The organism is Rhizobium rhizogenes NBRC 13257, assembly GCF_000696095.1.
GTDB classification, from domain to species: Bacteria; Pseudomonadota; Alphaproteobacteria; order Rhizobiales; family Rhizobiaceae; genus Rhizobium; species Rhizobium rhizogenes.
In genome coordinates this window covers 86,902-105,078 of record NZ_BAYX01000011.1, presented here as the reverse complement: position 1 = coordinate 105,078, position 18,177 = coordinate 86,902, and the positions used below count along the sequence as shown (strand labels likewise).

The following is an 18,177-nucleotide window of genomic DNA, read 5'->3' as shown; positions in this document are numbered from 1 at the left end:
CCTGCAACGCGGCCTGATGACCTGGTTCGCTGAAAAGATCGGCACAGTAGCGATCAGGCTTGCTTTGGCCGCGCAATGTCATTGACGCCGTCGAGATCCGGCGCCTGGCCATAGCTCATATTCTTCATCTGCTGCAGCACGCGCGCCATCTCCTCGTCCGGCAGGACCGGCGGTTCGCCGAGCGTCAGGGCTTGCACGTAGAGCCGCGAAAGCGTCTCGACCTCGATGGCGAGCGCCAATGCGGATGGCAGGGTCCTGCCCAGCGAGATCTGGCCGTGCTGGCCAAGCAGGCAGGCGAGGCGATCCTGAAGTGCTTCAAGCGCATTGTCGGACAAAGCCTGCGTGCCGAATGTCGCGTACTTCGCGCAGCGGATCGTGGTGCCACCCGCAACGCCCGTCATGTAGTGGAAGCTCGGGATCGTCTTGTGATGGCAGGCGAGCGTCGTCGCGTAGACGGAGTGGCAATGCAGCACGACGTCGATGTCATCGCGCGCGGCCAGGATATCGCGATGAAAGCGCCATTCGGACGACGGGCGACGGCGGCCTTCATAGGTGCCGTCAAAATTCATCTGCACGAGATTGTCGGGTTTCATCTCGTCATAGGGTAGTGAGGTCGGGGTGATCAGGAAGCCGGTGGGGTTGCGGATCGAGACATTTCCGGCAGTTCCCTGATTGATGCCGCTTGCGTTCATCTTGCGGCAGGTTTCAACCATGGCCTCCCTTTGGCGGCGATCATCATAGTCCATCATCTTGTCCTCCAGTTTGGGCCGCGCGCAGCCAGTGCTCGCGGTATTCATCAAGGGTGGGGTGAGAAAAGGGTATTGTAGCCTTCAGGGCCAAAGGGGCGGGCGCCTGCCGGGTCTCATGCGATGCCAGCAGGGCGGCCCCCGTCGCCGTTCCATATTGATCGGCGTTGACGAAGACGCGGCGATCCGGATTGAGGGCAGCGATAAGCGCGCCGTAAAGCGGGTCGCGAACGAACGAACCGTCCAGAACCACAGTTGATGTGTGGACAAGCTGAAGGCATCTATCCGTCAGAAGCGCGGCGTAGAGTAGGGCGAGCGCATGACGCAGGTCATGATGATCGGCAAGCGGGCCTGTGAGACGCCCCTTTCGCGACGTTCCCGGAAACAGGCCGTCATCGCTACCGAAGGAGGGGAGCACCATCGTGCGCGTCTCGATCAGGCGTGCGAGGCTGTCCGCGTTCGTTGGACGATCGTCTTCCCCCGCCACTATCGCGAATTCCCGGCCACCCATGGTCAGCATGCCGGGAAGGGGTCTCGCCTGAACATCGGCATTGCAGCAAAGGCCGGCGCGTTCGAGATCGAAATTAGGACCGGAGCGGTCGCTGATTGCCACGATCCAGGTGCCGGTTGAAACGACGGTGACATCATGCAGGCCGGCCGCCTGATACTGATAGAAATTCGCGGAGGAATCATGGATCCCGCACAGAATCGCCGTTGTCGGCTTCAATCCCGTCCGTCTGGAAATCTCCGGCTTGATGTCGGCAAGCCTTGACCAGGCCGGCTGCAACGGCGGTATCAGCCGTTGCCAGTTCCTCGCTTCGATCAGCCTCGCTGGTCTGCCGTCCGCCGAGCACCACAGATGCGATTGCGCTGCAAGGCTTGTCACTTCCGAGGCAGCGACGCCTGAGAGCCGCCAGGCCCAATATTGCGGAGTGGCCAGAAAATGCCGCGCTTGCCTGAAGGCATCCGGCCAGCCGCGCTCCAGCCAGAGCATCTGTCGCGCCAGATGGGCGGCGCCCAGCATGACGGCGCTACCCCGCTCGCGAAACGATCCCGCGATCTCTCGATACTCCTGGTCGATCTCCATTGGGACCGCCTGTTCGTAGTCGATCATCGGCATGGCCGGCCCTTCGTCATCGACCAGTACCCCGCCGGAGCCGTGCGCGGTACAGACGATGGCGGCGATGTCGTGGCGGTCTGCCAATGTGGCGAGACCATCGACCAGCCAGGCTTCGATGGCTGCAAGGTCATGATGGCGGTAGGGCTGGCCGTCATGGACGGCATTGGGTGTCGACAATGTCTCGATCAGACCGCCGGCCTCGTCGGTGACCGAGAGCTTGATGTTTGTCTTGCCGGTGTCGAAAACAGCAATTGTTTTCATGGGCGGTTCGCATGCCGGTTGCGTGGCCTGAAAAAGAAGGTGAGGTAGGGATAGGCGGTCTGCACTGCCATCACGAGAATGAGGATGAGGCCCCAGATGGCCGTCGTCAGATAAGGGCTGATACCGAGCTGGTTGAAGCCCGAGGAGATGATTTGCAGGATGGCGAGGGCAATCATCAGGCCGGAGACCTTGCCGAAGCCCCCGAAGGGATCGACGCCGCCAAGTACGGCCGCAAGGATAGTGACGAGCAGATAGGACTGCGAATAGTCGGCGCTTGCCGAGTTGAAGACGGCAAGCGTGACGGCTGCCGCGACGAAGCAGAGGACACTCGACATGGTATAGACCCCGACCAGAACGCGCCTTGTATCGATCGCCGAAAAACGGGCGGCTTCCATATTGGAGCCGATCATGGCGCAACTGATACCGAACGGCGTCTTGCGAAGAATGATGCCGACAATCACGGCGACAACGACCAAGAGGATGAATGTCACCGGTATCCCCGCGATCGCCGAATTGCCGACGATCGAATAGGACTGCGGAAAGCCGGATAGGGCCTCGCCACGTGTCATATAGATGCTGATCCCGTCGATCAGGGATTTCGTGCCGAGCGTGACGAGGATGGGATGGACGCCGGTATAGGCGACGATCGTGCCGGTCACGACGCCGATCACAAGCGCGAGAAGCAGGCCGGCCAGAAGAGCCAGAAGGATGACGCCGAGGACTTGCGCCGACGAGGAATCCACCGTCGTCATGCTGCGCATGATCCAGGCCATCAGCAGCGCGCATTGATTGGTCGTCGCGATGATCGCCAGATTGAGGCCGCCGGTGATGAGCGGCACGACCATGGCAAGAGAAAGAAGCCCGAGGATGGGTAGTTGCACCGCGAAGGAGTTCAGTGTTCCCCAACTGGCAAAGCCGGGGATCGTCAGCGAGAAGGCGATCACCAGAGCCAGCAGTAATCCGAGTAGGCCGGGCTTGCCGTCCTTTATCCTCCCGACGAGAGCGGACAGGTTATCGGTTGCGGAATGGGTCGAGTCAGCCATGGGCCGTGTCTCCTATCGGATTGAGGCGGCGGCGCTTGCGTGCGCTGATCACCGTGATCGAGGTGGAGATCAGGATCGTCAGGCCGATGACGATCTGGAAGAAATAGGAGGAGACACCGAGAAGGTTCAGGCCGTTCTGCAGGATGGCGAGCAGCACGATGCCAAGCAACACGCCCGGCACCGAGCCGATGCCGCCGGTCAGGCTGGCGCCGCCGAGCACAGCCGCCGACAGAACCGAAAGCTCGGTATTGTACATGGCATTGGGCACGCTTTCGCCGACGCGATGCGCCTGCAACAATCCGCCGACCGCGGCCATGAAGCCGAGAAACCCGTAGGCGATGAATTGCAGTTTTGCGATATTGACGCCGATGCGGCGGGCGGCCTCCGGATTGCCACCCATCGTATAGAGCTGCCGCCCGGTCTTTGTTCTGGTCATGAAGAACCAGGTAAACAGGGTTGCCGCCAGCATCACCACGATCGGCAAGGTGATGCGTGTTAGGTCGCCATTGGGTGCCTCATACTCCCAGAACACGATGCGCTCGGTCCACCAATCCGGTAGCGTGTAGATGGATTTCCCTTGCGAGAAATACATCAGCAGCGAGAACGACACGCTCATCATGGCGATGGTCGCGATGATCGACGTGATGCGGATGAAGTGGATCAGCAGCGCGTTGATGCAGCCGAGCAGAATGCCGACCGATAGGCCGAGGCCGATGCAGATGAAGGGCGGAAGTCCCGACTGCGTCGCCAGAAGCGCGGTCACATATTGGGCAACCGACGCGGTTGCCGCAAAGGAGATGTCGATGCCACCGGAGACCAGCACGACGAAAAGCCCCATCGCCATGATCGACTGGACACTATAGGTCTCCAGCAGGTCGACGACGTTGGCCAGAGTGAGGAAACCCGGCGCCGTCGCGCTGAGCGCGATGATGGCGAGGGTGATCACCAGGGCGAGCCAGACCTCGGGACGGCGCTGCAGCTTTCTGATGTCCGGCATCTCAGGCATAGATTTTCTCCTCGAACTCGTGTTCGCTGGTCTGGCCGGGCACGACCTCGCCGACGATGCGGCCGGCGCGCATGTGCAGGACGCGATCGCAGGTTGCGTAGACCTCCGCGACTTCGTCGGAAATGATCAGGATGCCGACGCCCTGCCGGGCGAGGTCGGCGACGACCTTGTAGATGCCTTGCTTGTTCTTGATGTCGACACCCACCGTCGGACTGTCGAGGATCAGAATCTTGGGCTTTGCCGCCAGCCATTTCGCCAACACGACACGCTGCTGATTGCCGCCGGACAATGTTCCGACCGGCCTGTCGAGGCCGGGTATCTTGATCGCCAGGCGGTTCACCCATTCGGTGGCGAGTGTGCGTCGGCTGCGATCCGGGATCAGGCCCAGCCGACCGCGCAGGCTCTTCAGCACCGCCAGTATGAGATTATCGCCGATCGATTGGCGGAGAATGACGCCGAGGCTCAGACGATCCTCAGAGACATAGGCAATGCCGGCGTTCACAGCGTCCCGGTTCGAGCGGAGCGACAGCCTGCGGCCTTCAAGCTTCATCGTGCCGCTGTCCGGCCGGGTCATGCCGAAGAGGCTGAGCGCAAGTTCGGTGCGACCGGCACCCAGCAGGCCGGTGATGCCGAGCACTTCGCCCTGGCGAATGGCGAAACTGATGTCCTTGTATTCGCCACCGCGGCTGAGCGAGGAGACCTCGAGCAACGGCTTCTCGGCGGACATGTCGCGGGCGACGACGGACTGGAAAATATCGATCCCGGTCATCAGGTGTCCAATGCGGCGCTGATCGATCTCGGATGCCGGATAGGTGCCCACCTTGCGTCCGTCGCGCATGACTGTGACGCGCTCGGCGATTTCGACGATCTCATCCAGCCGATGCGAGACGAAGACCACGGCGATGCCATCGGCCTTCAATCGGGCGACGATGGCGAGCAGCCGCTTGACCTCGCTGCGCGTCAGCGATGCCGTCGGTTCGTCCATGAAGATCAATCGTGCTTCAGCGGCAATGCCACGGCAGATCGCGACGATCTGCCTTTCGGCGACTGAGAGGTCGGCGACCGCGGCATCGGGATCAAGATGAAAATCCAGCCGTTTCAATGCCGAAAGCGCGAGCTTTCTCATCTTGGTGTAAGAGACTGGCCGAAGATCGCTTTTCAGATGGCTTTCGATGGCGATGTTTTCAGCGACGGTGAGGTTCGGAAAAAGCGAAAGGTCCTGGAATATGACCTGAATGCCGAGCGCACGCGCCGAAGACGGGGTGAGCGGCAGAACGGACTTGCCTGATATCTCGATTTCGCCCGATGTCGGCGGATGCACGCCGGCCACCGTCTTGATCAGGGTGGACTTGCCGCAGCCGTTTTCGCCGACCAGGCAATGGATTTCGCCTGCCCGGACCTCCCAATCGATATCGTCGAGCGCCAACACGCCACCGAAGCGCTTGGTGATCTTGCTAAGACGCAAAAAAGGGTCCTGTGCACTCATCGGAATATCCCATGTTCGGCTTGGTCATCGCGAGAAGGACACCGGCCGGAAGGGCGTTGAAACCCCTCCGGCGGCGTCGCCTTCTTGGCAAGGCGGGGGCTTAAAGCCCCAGATCTGCCAATCGCTGGATGTTTTCCTTGTCCAGGGACTCGAGCTTCTGTGCCTGGATCAGGCGCTTATCGGGGAAGACCTTCACCGGTCCGACCTCGACGAGCTGCATGCCGTCGGTGATCTCCTTGCCGGCCGCGAGCAAGGTCGCGAGTTGCACGAAGACTTGGCCCGCGATCAGCGGATTCCAGATATAGCCACCGCGGATCACGCCGCTTTTGACATATTTGATCCCCTGGCCGGGCGAGAAGCCGCCGACGAGCACGATGGACTTCGCCTTGCCGCGATCGTCCAGCACCTTCGCGGCGCCGATCGGCCCTTGCGATCCGAAAGTCAGGATGCCCTTCAGATCGGGATGGGCACGTAGCTGATCCTGTGTCGTCTTGATCGAGTCATCGAGGCTTTCGGCAACGCCGAAGCGGTCGCCGAGCATCTCCATCTTCGGATACTTCTTCTTCTGGTAGGCAATTGCCGCATCGGCCCAGGCGTTGTGCAGCGGCACGGTCAGGGAGCCGACATAGACGATGTACTTGCCTTCCTCCTTCATCTCCTTGGCGATCAGATCCATGTGCTGTTCGCCATAGGCTTCGACGGTGGTCAGCTCGAAGTCCCAATCATTGTTCTTCTGGTTTGGGCTTTCATGCGAGATCACCTTGATGCCGGCCGCCTTGGCCTTCCCGAGCACCGGCTCCAGGGCGGCTGCGTCGTTCGGTACCACGCCGATGACGTCCACCTTGCGGGCGATCAGATCCTCGATGGCGCGCACCTGCTGGGCGGCGTCGGCCTGTGTCGGGCCGATCATCCATGCATTCGCCTTGAGGGCCTGGGATTCCTTCTTGATGCCCATCTCCATGGCGTTGAACCAGGGGATGCCGCCGATCTTCACCACAATTCCGGCCTGAACCTGCTTCGCCTGCGCCAGCGTCAGGTTCGGCAAGCCGAAGACCCCTGCCACGGCTCCGCCGGTCAGCGTGCCGAGTAGACTGCGTCTTGTAATTTTCATGATGTTCTCCTCCTCCGTTTTATTTCAAGCAGCCGTGCTCGACTGCCCTCCTTCTCGCAGCGTCGAGCCGCGAACCTCCACCGAGCACGCCAGACGCAAAGTCTTGACGGGATCGGCATTCCCTCCCATTCGGCGGGAGAGCTGCTGCCAGGCGGCCGTTGCCATTTCCTCAATTGGCTGACGGACGGTGGTAATTGCGGGTCGAACGAGGCGCATCCATTCGGCCTCGTCGAAACAGGCAAATGCGAGATCACCGGGCGCGGAAAGACCGAGATCGGTCATCGTCTGATAGGCGATCAGCGCGGTGATGTGATCGAGCGCGAACAGCGCTTCCGGCCGCCGCAGCGTCAGTATCTCGTGCAGCCGCTGGCGAATGCCTTTTGCTTCCAGCCCAACTTCGAGCATGGAGAGCGCCATGCCCCCGGCGGCCGAGGCAGCACCTTCCCAGCGTTCGCGAATGTTGCTGATCGACAGCATGCTGCCGGCAACCGTGCAGGATCGATAGCCTTGCTCCGAGAGATGGGCGCTGATCGCGGCGGCCGATTGCGCATTGTTGACGGCGATGAGGTCGAAATCCGGATCGTCGGGCAGGCGGTCCACGACCACGATCGGCATATGCATGGACGAAGGTGTGCGCTGGCTGAGCGCGCCGTCGCAGGGAATGACGATCAGGCCGGCGGGCCGCCAGGAACGGATGGCGTGCAGGCGCTCCTTCTCCTGTTCCACGTCGTTTGCGGCGCTGACGACCAGAAGATCGAAGCCATCCTCTCTGGCGAGCGTTTCGAGGGTTGATACGAAGGTGCCGAACATCGGGTTGGAAAGATCCGGCACCACCACACCGGCAAGTGAATGTTTGCCGGAGCGCAGGCGAGAGGCGTTGCTGTCGGTTACATAACCGAGTTCAGCAACCACGCTACGTACACGTTCGATCAGTTCAGGCGCCACGCTCGGCTTTGCGTTCAAGACGTTCGAAACCGTGGCAGGGGAGACCCCCGCGCGCTCGGCAACTGTCTTGATCGAAACTGGCTGTCTGCGCTTCAACGTGCTTTCCCGGCGATGCCGAGCCTCCCGTAAAACGTTTTATGAAAAGCTAGACTTTCCGTTCGGGCGTGTCAATATTGCTCCGGTTAGCACTTTTTGGGGTGGCTGATCGTGCGGCGCGAAACATGAGGCGTCGTTGGAGATGGAGGAGGAGATATTCAATGAACAAGCTCGGTGTGCATGCATTCGTCTGGGAAAAAGGCTGGAGCAGGGAGGAGAGCACGCGCGCGATCGCCCGATCGGCGGCGACCGGATACGACCTGATCGAAGTCTCGGCGATGGATATGAACGAGATCGATCCCGCCCATACGCGGGCGGAGCTCGACAAGCATGGATTGGGATGCACGTTCTCGTTCGGGATGGGTGCGGAGGAAGATATTTCGAGCAACGATCCCGATAAGATGAAGCGGGGCGAAGCCAAGCTGGAGCGCGCGGTGGCGCTCGCCCGGGATCTCGGCGCGACCCACATTGCCGGCATTCTCTATTCCGCTTTCCAGAAATATGCCGTGCCGCCGACTGCCGACGGCATCAGCCATTCCGCCGATATCCTTCGCCGCGTCGCTGAAAAGGCGGCAGCCAGCAACGTCATTATGGGGCTGGAAGTAGTCAATCGCTATGAGACCAATGTCCTCAACACGGCGGCCCAAGGCGTCGAAATGTGCAAGCGCATCGGTGCGCCGAACGTGAAAGTCCATCTCGATGTCTATCATATGAACATCGAGGAATCGGATATTTCCCAGGCGATCATCGAGACCGGCGATTACCTCGGCTATTTCCACACCGGCGATTCCCATCGCGGCTATATGGGCTCGGGCTCGATTGATCTGGCGAGCGTATTTCGCGGGCTAGTGAAGGCGAACTACAAGGGGCCGATCACCTTTGAATCCTTCTCGTCACGGGTCGTCGGCCAGCCGCTCGAAGGAATTCTCGGCATTTGGCGCAACCTTTGGGATGACAGTGAGGATCTGGCGGCCCATGCCCTCATGTATACCAAGGCGCAGCTGAAGTCGGCGCAGGAGGCGCAAAACCAGAAGGCACGAAGCCGCTTGCCGGCATAGGCCGGCGCAAGAGGCTTTTTCGTTTATCCCGAGGCCGCGTGTGGATCGCGCGGCCCCTAATGCTTAGCCATGGCGATAGGCCCATTCGGATAGCGCGCTCATGCCCAATCGTTGCATGAGTTCGTAGGCAACCCGGCGGTTGATGGGATTGTGCAGCCGGATGACCTTGGAGCCCAGAAAATCCATCTCGGCCTGCTCGAACGGCTTGAGATGCGAGGCATCCCTGACTGCCGTCTGATAGAGATCGTGAAACTCCCGGCGGCAGACATAGGTCTTGTATTTCGTCATGCAGAAGGCCGCGAACGTATCGCTGTTTCTGCGCAGGAAATCCGATACGCCGATGGTGACTTCCGGCCAGGCGGGATTGAAGGTGTCATCGAAAGCGATGATGCCGTGATCGGCGAGAACGTTTTTCGCGAGGCGGCTGTCGGCGACCACATGATGGAGCAGATGCCCTCCGTCGATGCTGAAGAAGCGAACCGGGCCGATCTTGTCGGTGATCGCCTCTGGATCGAGCCTGGTACTGTCACCGGATATGACCAGCTCCTCGTCGACGGGGATTCCCAACGATTTGCCATTGTCGAGGAAGCGCTGGTACTGCGCGTCATCCTCCTCGATATCGAAAAGGTCGATGGCCAGAACGTTGTTGTCCGGCGCGCTGAGCTTGCGCAGCAGAAAATAGGAGCGGCCATAATAGACGCCGATCTCGGCAAGACCGCCGGACAGGTTCTCTTCCCTTTGTTTCTCTATCAGCGACAAAAAGACCAGAGCGTCTGGCGGATCAATGTAGCCATCGATTTTCTGCAGATCGTGAAACACAAATTTCCGAACGTTCGACTTCAAAATCCAAAACCTCACTGATTTTCATCATGCATCGCGCAGATCGTTGCCTGCCTTTCGGCCCGCACGCGGATCGGATGTGAAATGCAGATCTTCTCCGAAACATTTCTGAAATGTTGCTGGACATCTCCTGTTTGTTGCAAACCTCGCGAAATTGGGGCGTGCATGCGCCAATGCGAGCGCAGTCAGGGTAGGATCCGGTTTTTCTGGCGCGTTGCGTATCGCGGTTGCGCAGGTTGGATATTGTCGTCGGAGGGTTGCGCCGGGCGTCAGCCGCCGGTTCGGATCTTTCGCGGAACTTCAAAGACGTTCGTGCGTTCGGATCAGATTGCGAGAGATATTTCCAATATTTGCGCGGAGTCGATATGGCGGCGAGCCCAATCTTTTTTGTTGCAGCGCATTCGAGTGTTCAAAACCATATCCATCTGCCTGAGGGGTTCATCTGGCTTACCGGTGGAAAGACAGCGGTCCCCGTCGTCGCTCTCGTCAGAAACGCCGAAGATTGGCGCGAGCTGAGCGAAAGTTTCGCGCCGGGACTGGCTGCGGCGATGGTTATTTTCTCCACATCGGATTTTTCCGCAGCCGACGCTGTCGTGTCCGAGCGGACAATCGCCGCCGAACTCTCGGTCGTCGCCGACATATGCCTGTCTCTGTCCCTGATCTCCGAGGAGCTGTTTGCCTCGGATGATCCATCGACAGGGCTGCTTCTCTATCTGGCTGTTCGCGGTCGATCGCTCAAGACGGCAACCAATCCAAACGCTCCGGCTATCGTGGATTTCTTCGCGGAGCGCGAGCGCTTCGTCGATTTCGATGAGCGCCTGCAGCGGCTCGTTGAAACCAGCCTTGTTCATAGCGTCTTCGAAGATCGCCTTAACGTCTGTCCGCGCTGTGACTCGGCACGCCTGCTCATTCGCGAGCAATGCGAATCCTGTGGCAGCAGCAACATTAAGGAGCAGGCGATCCTTCATCATCTCAGTTGCGCATGCCAGGCGCCGGAAGCATCTTTCAGGCAACCCGAAGGGCTGTTCTGCCCGAAATGCCGGCGGGAGCTACGCCACATTTCCGTGGACTACGAAGTGTCTGCCAGTGTCATCGAATGCCATGATTGCCGCGATTTAACGCAGGAACCGGTCATTGGTTATCGCTGTGTCGATTGCGGAGGATCGGGGACAGGATCGGATCTGAATGAGCGCCGGATCGACACGTTTCACCTGACCGCTGCCGGCAGGGAACGTGTCGGCCTACCATCATCGAACGAGCATCGCGCCGTTGGACGCCCCAGTCGTGAATTGGTGGATCATCCTTGAGCATTATCCTGTCAAGCTGGACCTTCCTCAGCGAGCGCAGCTTTATTGAACTCTGCGGTCTCTTCTGGTTCGTGATCCTCCTTGATATTCCGCGGTATTTTCTCGGCTTTCTCGCAGTCTTCATAACAGGTTCGGTCACACGTCGTGCGCAATCGCCGATTATTTGGCCGGGCACGGCAAGTGTTCTCATCGCAGGTCATAACGAGGCCGTAAGTTTCGAACGGTGTGTCCGTTCCCTCAGGCAACAAACCAGGAAGAATATCGAAATCATCTGTGTGGACGACGGCTCAACCGATGGCACCGGCGAGGTGTTGCGACGGCTCTTTCGCCATGGCCTGATTGATGTTGCGCTGAGTGTGAAGGACAGGGGAGGGAAATCCGCTGCTCTCAATCTGGCTGCAAGTCTTGCCAAGGGCGATGCACTCGTGGTCGTCGATTGCGATTGTACTTTCGAAGAGCATGCTATCGAGCGATTGCTGGCACCGCTGAACAACAAGGCGGTTGGTGCGGTTGCTGCGGCCGTTTTGGTCCGCAATGCCTCCAATAGTGTCGTCGCCTCGCTTCAGGGGCTTGAATATCTCTTCAGTATCTATCTCGGCAGGACGCTGCAGGATTATTTCGGGCTTGTGACCTGCGTCTCCGGCGCGATGGGCGCCTTTCGCCGATCGGCGTGGCGTCAGGTGGGCGGCATGGATGTCGGACCGGGCGAAGACTTGGACATCACATTTCGCTTGCGCCAGAAGGGATATGCGATCCGGTTCGTGCGCGATGCGATTTGCTGGACCGATGTGCCGGAAACCCTGGGGCGTCTTCTTCGACAGCGCCGCAGGTGGGAGAGGGACGCCGTGCGGCTGCGGCTGCGAAAGTTCGGTCATAGCCTCAACCCCTTCGACGTCCGGTTCCGGTTGCGAGAGGCGGCCCATCAGTTGGAGTTTCTCACTTATTCCATCGCGGCGGCGCTCGTCTTCTTCCTCTACATCGGGGATCTCGCAACGAAGGCGCCGGACCTCTTGCCGATCGTTCTCTTTGCCACTGGTTTCATATTGGTCGTCCTCGACGCCGTGACCTTGATCATGGCGGCAATTCTGTTGCTGCGGAGAGATTACCTGCAGCTGTTGCCGTTCGTTCCGCTTTTTGCTCCCCTCCAATTTCTGGTCATGCGTAATGCTAGAGTTTTCACCTTCGTTGAAGAGTTGCTGTTTTCGACCTCGCGACACGATGATTTCGTGCCGATCAAGGTCCGGCGACAAGTGCCTTTGGAATGAAGCACGGCTGGGGAGGGGACGGGCATGATCCGAGGCCGCCTGCGAAACAGAATGCCTGAGATACTGCCTGTCGAACCGGAGGCCGCGCCCTCCGTCCGATGGCGGGTGAGGCGTTTGGGACGTTTCGTCTATTTCTTGCTGGTGATCGGCTTTTCCTTCTATCTCGTCATGGCGCTGATCGGCCATCTCATCGTTCTCAACGCGGACGGCCTGGTCACGAGCGATCGATTTGTCGTTGGGGCAGCCTATACCGCAAGGGTGGTGGCTACGAATGTCTCGCCGGGTGCCAAGGTCTCCAAGGGCCAGGTCGTCGCTGAGCTTGAATCCACCGAAGTCCTGGCATCCATCGCCCAGTTGTCACAGAATTTGCTCGCGGCGCAGGCAAGCAGCCAGGCGTTGGAGAGACGCCGTCAGGTGATTGCGTCATTGCTGCCCATTGCGACCAGACGATTGAACGATGCGCGCCAGGCGGCCGACCGGCTGGGCATCGATCCAAAGGGCGATATCATGCCGCAAACCTATCGGCTAGATGTCTTGAAAGAGACCTTCGACGCCGAACGCGACTTGGTGACGCTACGAGCGGAAGGCGATTCCCTGGAGACAGAGTTAAAGGGGATTGATGAGACATTGGCGAAATTGAACGTCGCAATCCAGAAGACCGAGGACGCCTATGCGAATGGCGTTGTCCGCTCTCCGGTGGATGGGACTGTTGGGGCGGCCGTTGCGTCGCCGGGGCAGGTCCTGCGGGCCGGTGAGCCTGTGATGGAGGTCTTGAACGGCAGCCAGTTTGTTCTCGCCTATCTTGCCAATGGCAGGCTTTACGATGTCCAGCCAGGCGAGCAGGTTATTCTCACCGACGGTGTTCGCAGCGTTGAGGGAAATGTGGACCGTGTCGATGTCGTCGCCGATAATCTTCCGGCAGATTTCCGCTCGACATTTGGCGTGCGCGAACGCCAGCAGATCATGCGCGTCATCGCCAATGGGCAATTGCCGTTCCCCTATCTCTCCCGCGTCGACGTCGTTTCTCCCTGGTCGATAAGCCACCTCACGGCCATCGTCAAAAATAGCATCGCCGGGTTTGACAACTGGGGTTACCACTTAAGGTAATTCCCAATGCTGGGTGATCGTTTCGGGATGCACGGCATTACCGGCCCTCACATCTGCCCGATGCCGCTCAGACCTATGAGCGCACCGGCGGCCAGTACGATCAGCGGATGAATGCGCGTCGTGGCTGTGACCAAGGCCGCGATGCCGACGATGCCCGCCAATATCCATTCCTGGGCTGATGCCTCGGTGATGACGGACGCGCTGGCGGTAACGAGGCCTGCCGTCATGGGGACAAGCCCGGCCTGCGCGATGCGCCGCCAGGGGCGCTCCTTGAAGCGTTCCCAGACATGTAGGGCGATCCCGGTCAAAATCGAGGACGGTCCGAACTTGGCCAGCGACGTCACCAGTACGCCGGCGCCGCCCGCCACATGCCAGCCTACGAGCGGCACGATCATCATGTTCGGACCGGGGGCTGCCTGGGCGAGGGCGAACATTGCGCCGAATTGTTGGGCCGACATCCAGTGATGGATATCGACGACCTGCCGCTGCATTTCGGGAAGGATGGTGTTGCCGCCGCCAAAGGCCAGCAGTGAGAGCTGCGTGAAGATCACGGTCAGGGCAAGAAGCGTCGCCATCATGATTGCAGCCTCCAGGTGAGCAGGATGCTGAGCGGCGCAAGCACCAGCATGGTCGGCAACAGGGGCAGCCGCAGCACCGCGATGGCGAGGAAACAGAGGGCGGCAATGGCGATGGCAACGGGCTTGCGGCGCAAGGGCAGCACGATCTTGATCGCCATGGACACCAGGAGACCGGCGGCAGCGGCCGCCAATCCGGCGAACAGATGTCGGACATGCGGATCATCGTAAAAGCGGTCATAGAGCATGCCCAGCGCAATCACGATGACGGTGGGCGCGGCGATGAGCCCGAGAAGTGCGGCGAAGGCGCCGACGATACCGCGAAATTTGAGGCCGATGGCAACGGACATGTTGATGATGTTGCCGCCCGGCAGGAACTGACACAGGCCGAGAAGATCGGTGAATTCCTCGCCGCTGAGCCAGTGGCGTTCCTCAACCACCATTCGCCGCGCCAAGGGCAGCACGCCGCCAAATCCGATCAGGCCGAGAAATAGGAAGCCGGTGAACAGTTCGGTTGATGTCGGCGTATCGCGCTCGACGATATCAGGGGGAGCAGAAACTGCCATAATCTATCCTGTCGTTTCGTCTTTGAATTTTGCTGGCAGGATAAACTTCGGACGAGCCAACGTCCAATATATGGATAATGACGCTCCCATATGTTATATGTATGCATATGATCGAACTTCGCCATCTTCGATATGCCGTCGCCGTTGCCGACGCCGGGCACATCACCCGCGCTGCCGAGCAGCTGGGCATCCAACAGCCGCCGCTCAGTCAGCAGATCCGCGCGCTGGAAACCATGATCGGCACGCCACTATTCCACCGCCTGCCGCGCGGAATGGCGCTGACTGCTGCCGGACAAACTCTGGTGGAAAGAGCGCGCATCATTCTGGCGGATGTAGATTTGGCGGTTGAGGCCACGCAACGCTCGGCGCGCGGCGAGCAGGGCAATCTTGCGATCGGCTTCACCAGTTCGGCCGCGTTTCATCCGCTGGTGTCTTCGATGGTTCGCTCGCTCAAACAATCGGCGCCGGACGTGGCGCTTGCTCTCGAGGAAGCGAGTACGGGAGATCTTATCGAGGCTTTGCGGGCGGAACGGCTTGACGTCGCCTTCGTCCGTTCGCCGGTCGACGCTTCGGCGGGGCTGGTGATCGAGCCTATTCTTGATGAGGAAATGCTGGTGGCGCTGCCGGATCAGCATCCTCTGGCGACGGGGGCAGTCTCACGCCGCAGGCACGGCATATCCTCGCGGCGCATCCCGCTTCTTAATCTCGCAAACGAGACTTTCATTCTCTACCGTCGACCGTCAGGTCCTGGGCTATACGACAGCATCATCGCGGCATGCCGCGCGGCCGGTTTCAGCCCGCGGATCGGGCAGGAGGCGCCGCGCTTGCTATCGACACTGAGCCTCGTTGCCGCCAGCCTCGGGATTTCGATCATCCCCGAATCCATGGCGCGCCTGGAGGCGAATGGCATCGTCTATTTTCGGATCGAGAAGGCAGCGGGCCTGGTTGCGCCGCTACATCTGGCTTACAGGGATGAGACCCCGTCCGGAGTGGTTCGGCGCTTTATCGAGAGCGTGCGGCAGCATCGGTAATATGGGCACGATCGAGCGACCGCGTGAATTGCGGGTCCGAGCCATCGAGAATCCCATCTAGTTCAGCGACCGGCGACTTCGGTGCCTTGGTCAGTGTATGTAGCTTCACCAAGCCGGGCCTTCAGCCGGTTTTCCTGGCGGCGTTTTGTATAAGCCGTGCTGCGCGCAGCGGTCTCCTGCACCAGGGGATCATTGCTCATGTCGACGGCGGCGATGGCTTCGTCGCTATAGGGAAAGAGATCCTGACGGCCCCAGGCGCGCCAAGCTTTGGCCACGCTGAGACGCAGCCGGATATAGGTGTAGGCATAGGCTGCGACGGTACGCGCAAATCGCCAGGCATAGCGCGCATAAAAGGGAATCGAATTTTCGCGCGGCATGCCATAGCGCCGCTCATGGCGGTCGATGATGCGGCCGAGCCCGAATTCGGCAAAAGCAACGCCCTCGCGCCGTGGCCCCTCGCGATAGGCAATCAGATTGTAAAGCGTCGTCAATCGCATGCCGTTCTTGAGCTGCACCCGGCGCTTGAACACGCGCTCCATATGCTCGAAGTCGTAATAGCGCGCGCTGGCCTCGTGAAAGACGGCGTCGAGTTCGGCGTCGCTCATGCGTGCGTGATGGGTGACGCGGTGATTGAGGTCATATTTATTGAAATCGGGGTCCATCCATACGCCCGCATCCTTCATCTTCTTATGATCCTCGCTGCCGGGCAGCGGGGTCAGGATATTGAAATAGAGGACATCGATCGCCAGCTCCCGCTTGATCAGATCGACGTCGCGCAGGATGGATTCCCGGGTATCGGCCGGGAAGCCGATGATATAGCCGCAGCTGACCACCACCGGATGGCGCTTCCAGTCCAGCACCATCTCACGATACTCTTCGATCCGGTTCTGGCGCTTCTTGGCCGCTTCCAGATTGTCGGGGTTGATGTTTTCCAGCCCGATGAAGATCAGTCTCACCCCGGCCTTCACCACCTTGTCGATAAAGCCCGGAATGCGATGGGCCATGGTGTCGACCTGTATCAGCAGCCGAACCTCCAGCCCCTCCCGCTCGCGCAGCTCGATCAGCCGGTCGCAATAGGCTTCCCAGTTGCGGTTGCGGGCGAAATTATCATCGGTCACGAAGAATTTGGTGACGCCGGCGGCTGCATTCAGGCGGACAATCCTCTCGAGCTCGTCTGCCGTACGGAAGCGACTATGACGGCCCTGCACATTGATGATGGTGCAGAAGGAACATTCGAACGGACAGCCGCGGCCGAGATCGAAACTCGACCAATGCGTGAAGGAGCGCCGCACGATAGGCCCCGGCAGGAGCGGCACCGGCGAACCCGGCAGGACCGGCTCTTTCTTGAGGTGATTATAAAGCGGCTTCAGCGTATCGGCCAAGGCGTCTTGCAACACGGCATCCAGGCGATCTGGTTCGGCTTCGCCGGCGAACTGGCTGACGCCCAGCTCCCGGGCCAGCGCCAGTTCTTCGGCATCCTCGCCGAGCATGGCGACACAGCCGGAAACATGGAAGCCGCCGATACAGACCGGCACGCCTGCCTGACGTAATGGGCGCGCGATATCCATTGCCCGAGGATATTGGTTGGTCTGCACGCCGACGAGCATGACGATGGCCCGTGTTCCCTCGGCATGATGGCTCTTCAGGATGGCTGGAATGTCGACCCGCGTATTTGTTTCGTCGATGGCATGGACCTGTACGTCGACGCCTGCACCGAACACGCCGCGCGACGCCGCATCATCGACCAAGGCCCAGACACAGGCGAGTGAGTTGGAGGGAATGGCCGATCGGATCCAGCGGATCGGATAGCCATTGTCATCATACCGCGTGGCCTTGATGAGCCATATGTCTACGCGGCTTATCGGTACTGTTGGAGAAAGACTGTCATTCGCCGACTCGATGAGTGGATGCCCCCGCATGCGATGTCCCCAATCCAGCTACTTCTAATTTAGCTTTATGTACTCCATTTGCTACGTCAAGGGGATATTAGAAGATCTTGATGTGATGGGCGTCAAAGTGACGCAAATAAGGGGAGCATCGGCCATTATGTAACGCCGGAGGCGCTTTAAGGCTGGGATGACCTAGGCTTACGGCGAGATTATGCCGGGCCGGCGCTCGTTGTTCGATGGGCGGGATTCGGTAGTAACTGGAGCGCGGGGCAACCCCGTGCTCCAAGGGCGACGGCTCGACGGCGCGAGCGGAAGCCGGTCTGCTTGTTTGGCGTTATGCCTGTCTCGCCTTGCGACTGGCGTAACGACGGTCGCGCTCAGCCTTGCGGGCAGCTTCTTCCTCGATCTCGCGGGCGATGCGGTCTTTCTCCGCCGTCTCGCGTGCTTCGATCTCGGCCTTGGCGGCGGCTTCAGCGGCAGCTTGGCGTTCTATGGCCTCCGCCTGCAGGCGCTCGCGCTCCTCGAGCTTTGCTCGCTGCTGCTCGGCGTGTCGCTTTTCCCTGGCGGCGGCAACGGCCTGGCGCTCTGCCTGCTTGGCAAGCTTGGCGGGGTCGTTGCTGTCTTTTGCAGCGCGAAAGGCGTTAAGAAGAGCAGCTTTCGCTTCCTTGGCCGCGCCGCGGCGATCGGAAAGTTCGTTGTTTCTGGCGTTTTTCAATGCTCGGTCC

The 18,177-nt window shown here is 60.0% G+C and carries 17 protein-coding genes; 5 read left to right on the top strand and 12 right to left on the bottom strand.

Annotated elements, in window-relative coordinates; translation table 11 throughout:
* Positions 1–53: 53 nt before the first annotated feature.
* From RRH01S_RS23255 to RRH01S_RS23225, 7 genes are all read right to left on the bottom strand, one after another.
* Positions 54–746, bottom strand: coding sequence for a class II aldolase/adducin family protein (locus RRH01S_RS23255; protein ID WP_034516774.1), 693 nt, complete (start codon positions 744–746; stop codon positions 54–56).
* Complete coding sequence (locus RRH01S_RS23250; protein ID WP_037219942.1) at positions 736–2,127, bottom strand: FGGY-family carbohydrate kinase; 1,392 nt, start codon at positions 2,125–2,127, stop codon at positions 736–738. The genes RRH01S_RS23255 and RRH01S_RS23250 overlap by 11 nt, the downstream gene beginning before the upstream one ends.
* Positions 2,124–3,170, bottom strand: coding sequence for an ABC transporter permease (locus RRH01S_RS23245; RefSeq protein ID WP_034516082.1), 1,047 nt, complete (start codon positions 3,168–3,170; stop codon positions 2,124–2,126). Before RRH01S_RS23245 ends, RRH01S_RS23250 begins: the two co-directional genes overlap by 4 nt.
* Positions 3,163–4,176, bottom strand: coding sequence for an ABC transporter permease (locus tag RRH01S_RS23240; RefSeq protein WP_042474349.1), 1,014 nt, complete (start codon positions 4,174–4,176; stop codon positions 3,163–3,165). Before RRH01S_RS23240 ends, RRH01S_RS23245 begins: the two co-directional genes overlap by 8 nt.
* On the bottom strand, positions 4,169–5,662 hold the full coding sequence (locus RRH01S_RS23235; protein ID WP_037219947.1) for a sugar ABC transporter ATP-binding protein: 1,494 nt from the start codon (positions 5,660–5,662) through the stop codon (positions 4,169–4,171). The genes RRH01S_RS23240 and RRH01S_RS23235 overlap by 8 nt, the downstream gene beginning before the upstream one ends.
* Positions 5,663–5,762: 100 nt before the next feature.
* Positions 5,763–6,773, bottom strand: coding sequence for a substrate-binding domain-containing protein (locus tag RRH01S_RS23230; protein ID WP_034516087.1), 1,011 nt, complete (start codon positions 6,771–6,773; stop codon positions 5,763–5,765).
* Between the two features lie 24 nt (positions 6,774–6,797).
* Positions 6,798–7,814: a LacI family DNA-binding transcriptional regulator gene (locus RRH01S_RS23225; protein ID WP_034516089.1), complete on the bottom strand. Its 1,017-nt coding sequence runs from the start codon at positions 7,812–7,814 to the stop codon at positions 6,798–6,800.
* Positions 7,815–7,975: 161 nt separating this feature from the next.
* Here RRH01S_RS23225 and RRH01S_RS23220 point away from each other — a divergent pair, with 161 nt between their 5' ends.
* A complete protein-coding gene (locus RRH01S_RS23220; RefSeq protein WP_042474346.1) occupies positions 7,976–8,872 on the top strand; it encodes a sugar phosphate isomerase/epimerase family protein in 897 nt (298 codons plus the stop codon).
* Positions 8,873–8,935: 63 nt separating this feature from the next.
* Here RRH01S_RS23220 and RRH01S_RS23215 read toward each other — a convergent pair whose 3' ends face one another.
* Entirely contained in the window at positions 8,936–9,715 is a 780-nt protein-coding gene (locus tag RRH01S_RS23215; protein WP_047468405.1) for a class I SAM-dependent methyltransferase, read from the bottom strand.
* A gap of 362 nt (positions 9,716–10,077) precedes the next feature.
* Here RRH01S_RS23215 and RRH01S_RS23210 point away from each other — a divergent pair, with 362 nt between their 5' ends.
* The 3 genes from RRH01S_RS23210 (at position 10,078) to RRH01S_RS23200 (ending at position 13,391) form a co-directional block, all read left to right on the top strand.
* Positions 10,078–11,019 (top strand): TackOD1 domain-containing metal-binding protein, encoded by a 942-nt coding sequence (locus RRH01S_RS23210; RefSeq protein ID WP_034516091.1) that lies wholly within the window; start codon positions 10,078–10,080, stop codon positions 11,017–11,019.
* 71 nt (positions 11,020–11,090) lie between these two features.
* The gene (locus RRH01S_RS33170) at positions 11,091–12,284 is read left to right on the top strand and encodes a glycosyltransferase family 2 protein (protein ID WP_229202709.1); all 1,194 of its coding nucleotides are present in this window, start codon (positions 11,091–11,093) and stop codon (positions 12,282–12,284) included.
* Between the two features lie 51 nt (positions 12,285–12,335).
* Positions 12,336–13,391, top strand: coding sequence for an HlyD family secretion protein (locus tag RRH01S_RS23200; RefSeq protein WP_161600005.1), 1,056 nt, complete (start codon positions 12,336–12,338; stop codon positions 13,389–13,391).
* 47 nt (positions 13,392–13,438) lie between these two features.
* Here the strand turns inward: RRH01S_RS23200 and RRH01S_RS23195 are convergent, their stop codons facing one another.
* Together RRH01S_RS23195 and RRH01S_RS23190 are read right to left on the bottom strand one after the other, a co-directional pair.
* Positions 13,439–13,969, bottom strand: a complete 531-nt coding sequence (locus tag RRH01S_RS23195) for a chromate transporter (protein ID WP_034516093.1) — start codon at positions 13,967–13,969, stop codon at positions 13,439–13,441.
* On the bottom strand, positions 13,966–14,532 hold the full coding sequence (locus tag RRH01S_RS23190; RefSeq protein ID WP_034516094.1) for a chromate transporter: 567 nt from the start codon (positions 14,530–14,532) through the stop codon (positions 13,966–13,968). Before RRH01S_RS23190 ends, RRH01S_RS23195 begins: the two co-directional genes overlap by 4 nt.
* Before the next feature lie 107 nt (positions 14,533–14,639).
* On the opposite strand from RRH01S_RS23190, the gene RRH01S_RS23185 reads away from it, so the two are divergent.
* Positions 14,640–15,563 (top strand): LysR family transcriptional regulator, encoded by a 924-nt coding sequence (locus RRH01S_RS23185; protein WP_192903462.1) that lies wholly within the window; start codon positions 14,640–14,642, stop codon positions 15,561–15,563.
* A 62-nt stretch (positions 15,564–15,625) separates the two neighbouring features.
* Here the strand turns inward: RRH01S_RS23185 and RRH01S_RS23180 are convergent, their stop codons facing one another.
* The gene (locus RRH01S_RS23180; protein WP_034516096.1) at positions 15,626–17,482 is read right to left on the bottom strand and encodes a B12-binding domain-containing radical SAM protein; all 1,857 of its coding nucleotides are present in this window, start codon (positions 17,480–17,482) and stop codon (positions 15,626–15,628) included.
* Between the two features lie 304 nt (positions 17,483–17,786).
* Positions 17,787–18,167, bottom strand: a complete 381-nt coding sequence (locus tag RRH01S_RS33595; protein ID WP_007691664.1) for a DUF6481 family protein — start codon at positions 18,165–18,167, stop codon at positions 17,787–17,789.
* Positions 18,168–18,177 lie beyond the last annotated feature (10 nt).

Excerpts from the sequence above, each read along its gene's own strand:
- RRH01S_RS23240 (WP_042474349.1), bottom strand. The coding sequence starts at position 4,176 with ATGCCTGAGATGCCGGACATCAGAAAGCTGCAGCGCCGTCCCGAGGTC.
- RRH01S_RS23245 (WP_034516082.1), bottom strand. The coding sequence starts at position 3,170 with ATGGCTGACTCGACCCATTCCGCAACCGATAACCTGTCCGCTCTCGTC.
- RRH01S_RS23195 (WP_034516093.1), bottom strand. The coding sequence starts at position 13,969 with ATGATGGCGACGCTTCTTGCCCTGACCGTGATCTTCACGCAGCTCTCA.
- RRH01S_RS23180 (WP_034516096.1), bottom strand. The coding sequence starts at position 17,482 with ATGCGGGGGCATCCACTCATCGAGTCGGCGAATGACAGTCTTTCTCCA.
- RRH01S_RS23230 (WP_034516087.1), bottom strand. The coding sequence starts at position 6,773 with ATGAAAATTACAAGACGCAGTCTACTCGGCACGCTGACCGGCGGAGCC.
- RRH01S_RS23220 (WP_042474346.1), top strand. The coding sequence starts at position 7,976 with ATGAACAAGCTCGGTGTGCATGCATTCGTCTGGGAAAAAGGCTGGAGC.
- RRH01S_RS23185 (WP_192903462.1), top strand. The coding sequence starts at position 14,640 with ATGATCGAACTTCGCCATCTTCGATATGCCGTCGCCGTTGCCGACGCC.
- RRH01S_RS23190 (WP_034516094.1), bottom strand. The coding sequence starts at position 14,532 with ATGGCAGTTTCTGCTCCCCCTGATATCGTCGAGCGCGATACGCCGACA.
- RRH01S_RS23200 (WP_161600005.1), top strand. The coding sequence starts at position 12,336 with ATGCCTGAGATACTGCCTGTCGAACCGGAGGCCGCGCCCTCCGTCCGA.
- RRH01S_RS23255 (WP_034516774.1), bottom strand. The coding sequence starts at position 746 with ATGGACTATGATGATCGCCGCCAAAGGGAGGCCATGGTTGAAACCTGC.
- RRH01S_RS23235 (WP_037219947.1), bottom strand. The coding sequence starts at position 5,662 with ATGAGTGCACAGGACCCTTTTTTGCGTCTTAGCAAGATCACCAAGCGC.
- RRH01S_RS23210 (WP_034516091.1), top strand. The coding sequence starts at position 10,078 with ATGGCGGCGAGCCCAATCTTTTTTGTTGCAGCGCATTCGAGTGTTCAA.
- RRH01S_RS23250 (WP_037219942.1), bottom strand. The coding sequence starts at position 2,127 with ATGAAAACAATTGCTGTTTTCGACACCGGCAAGACAAACATCAAGCTC.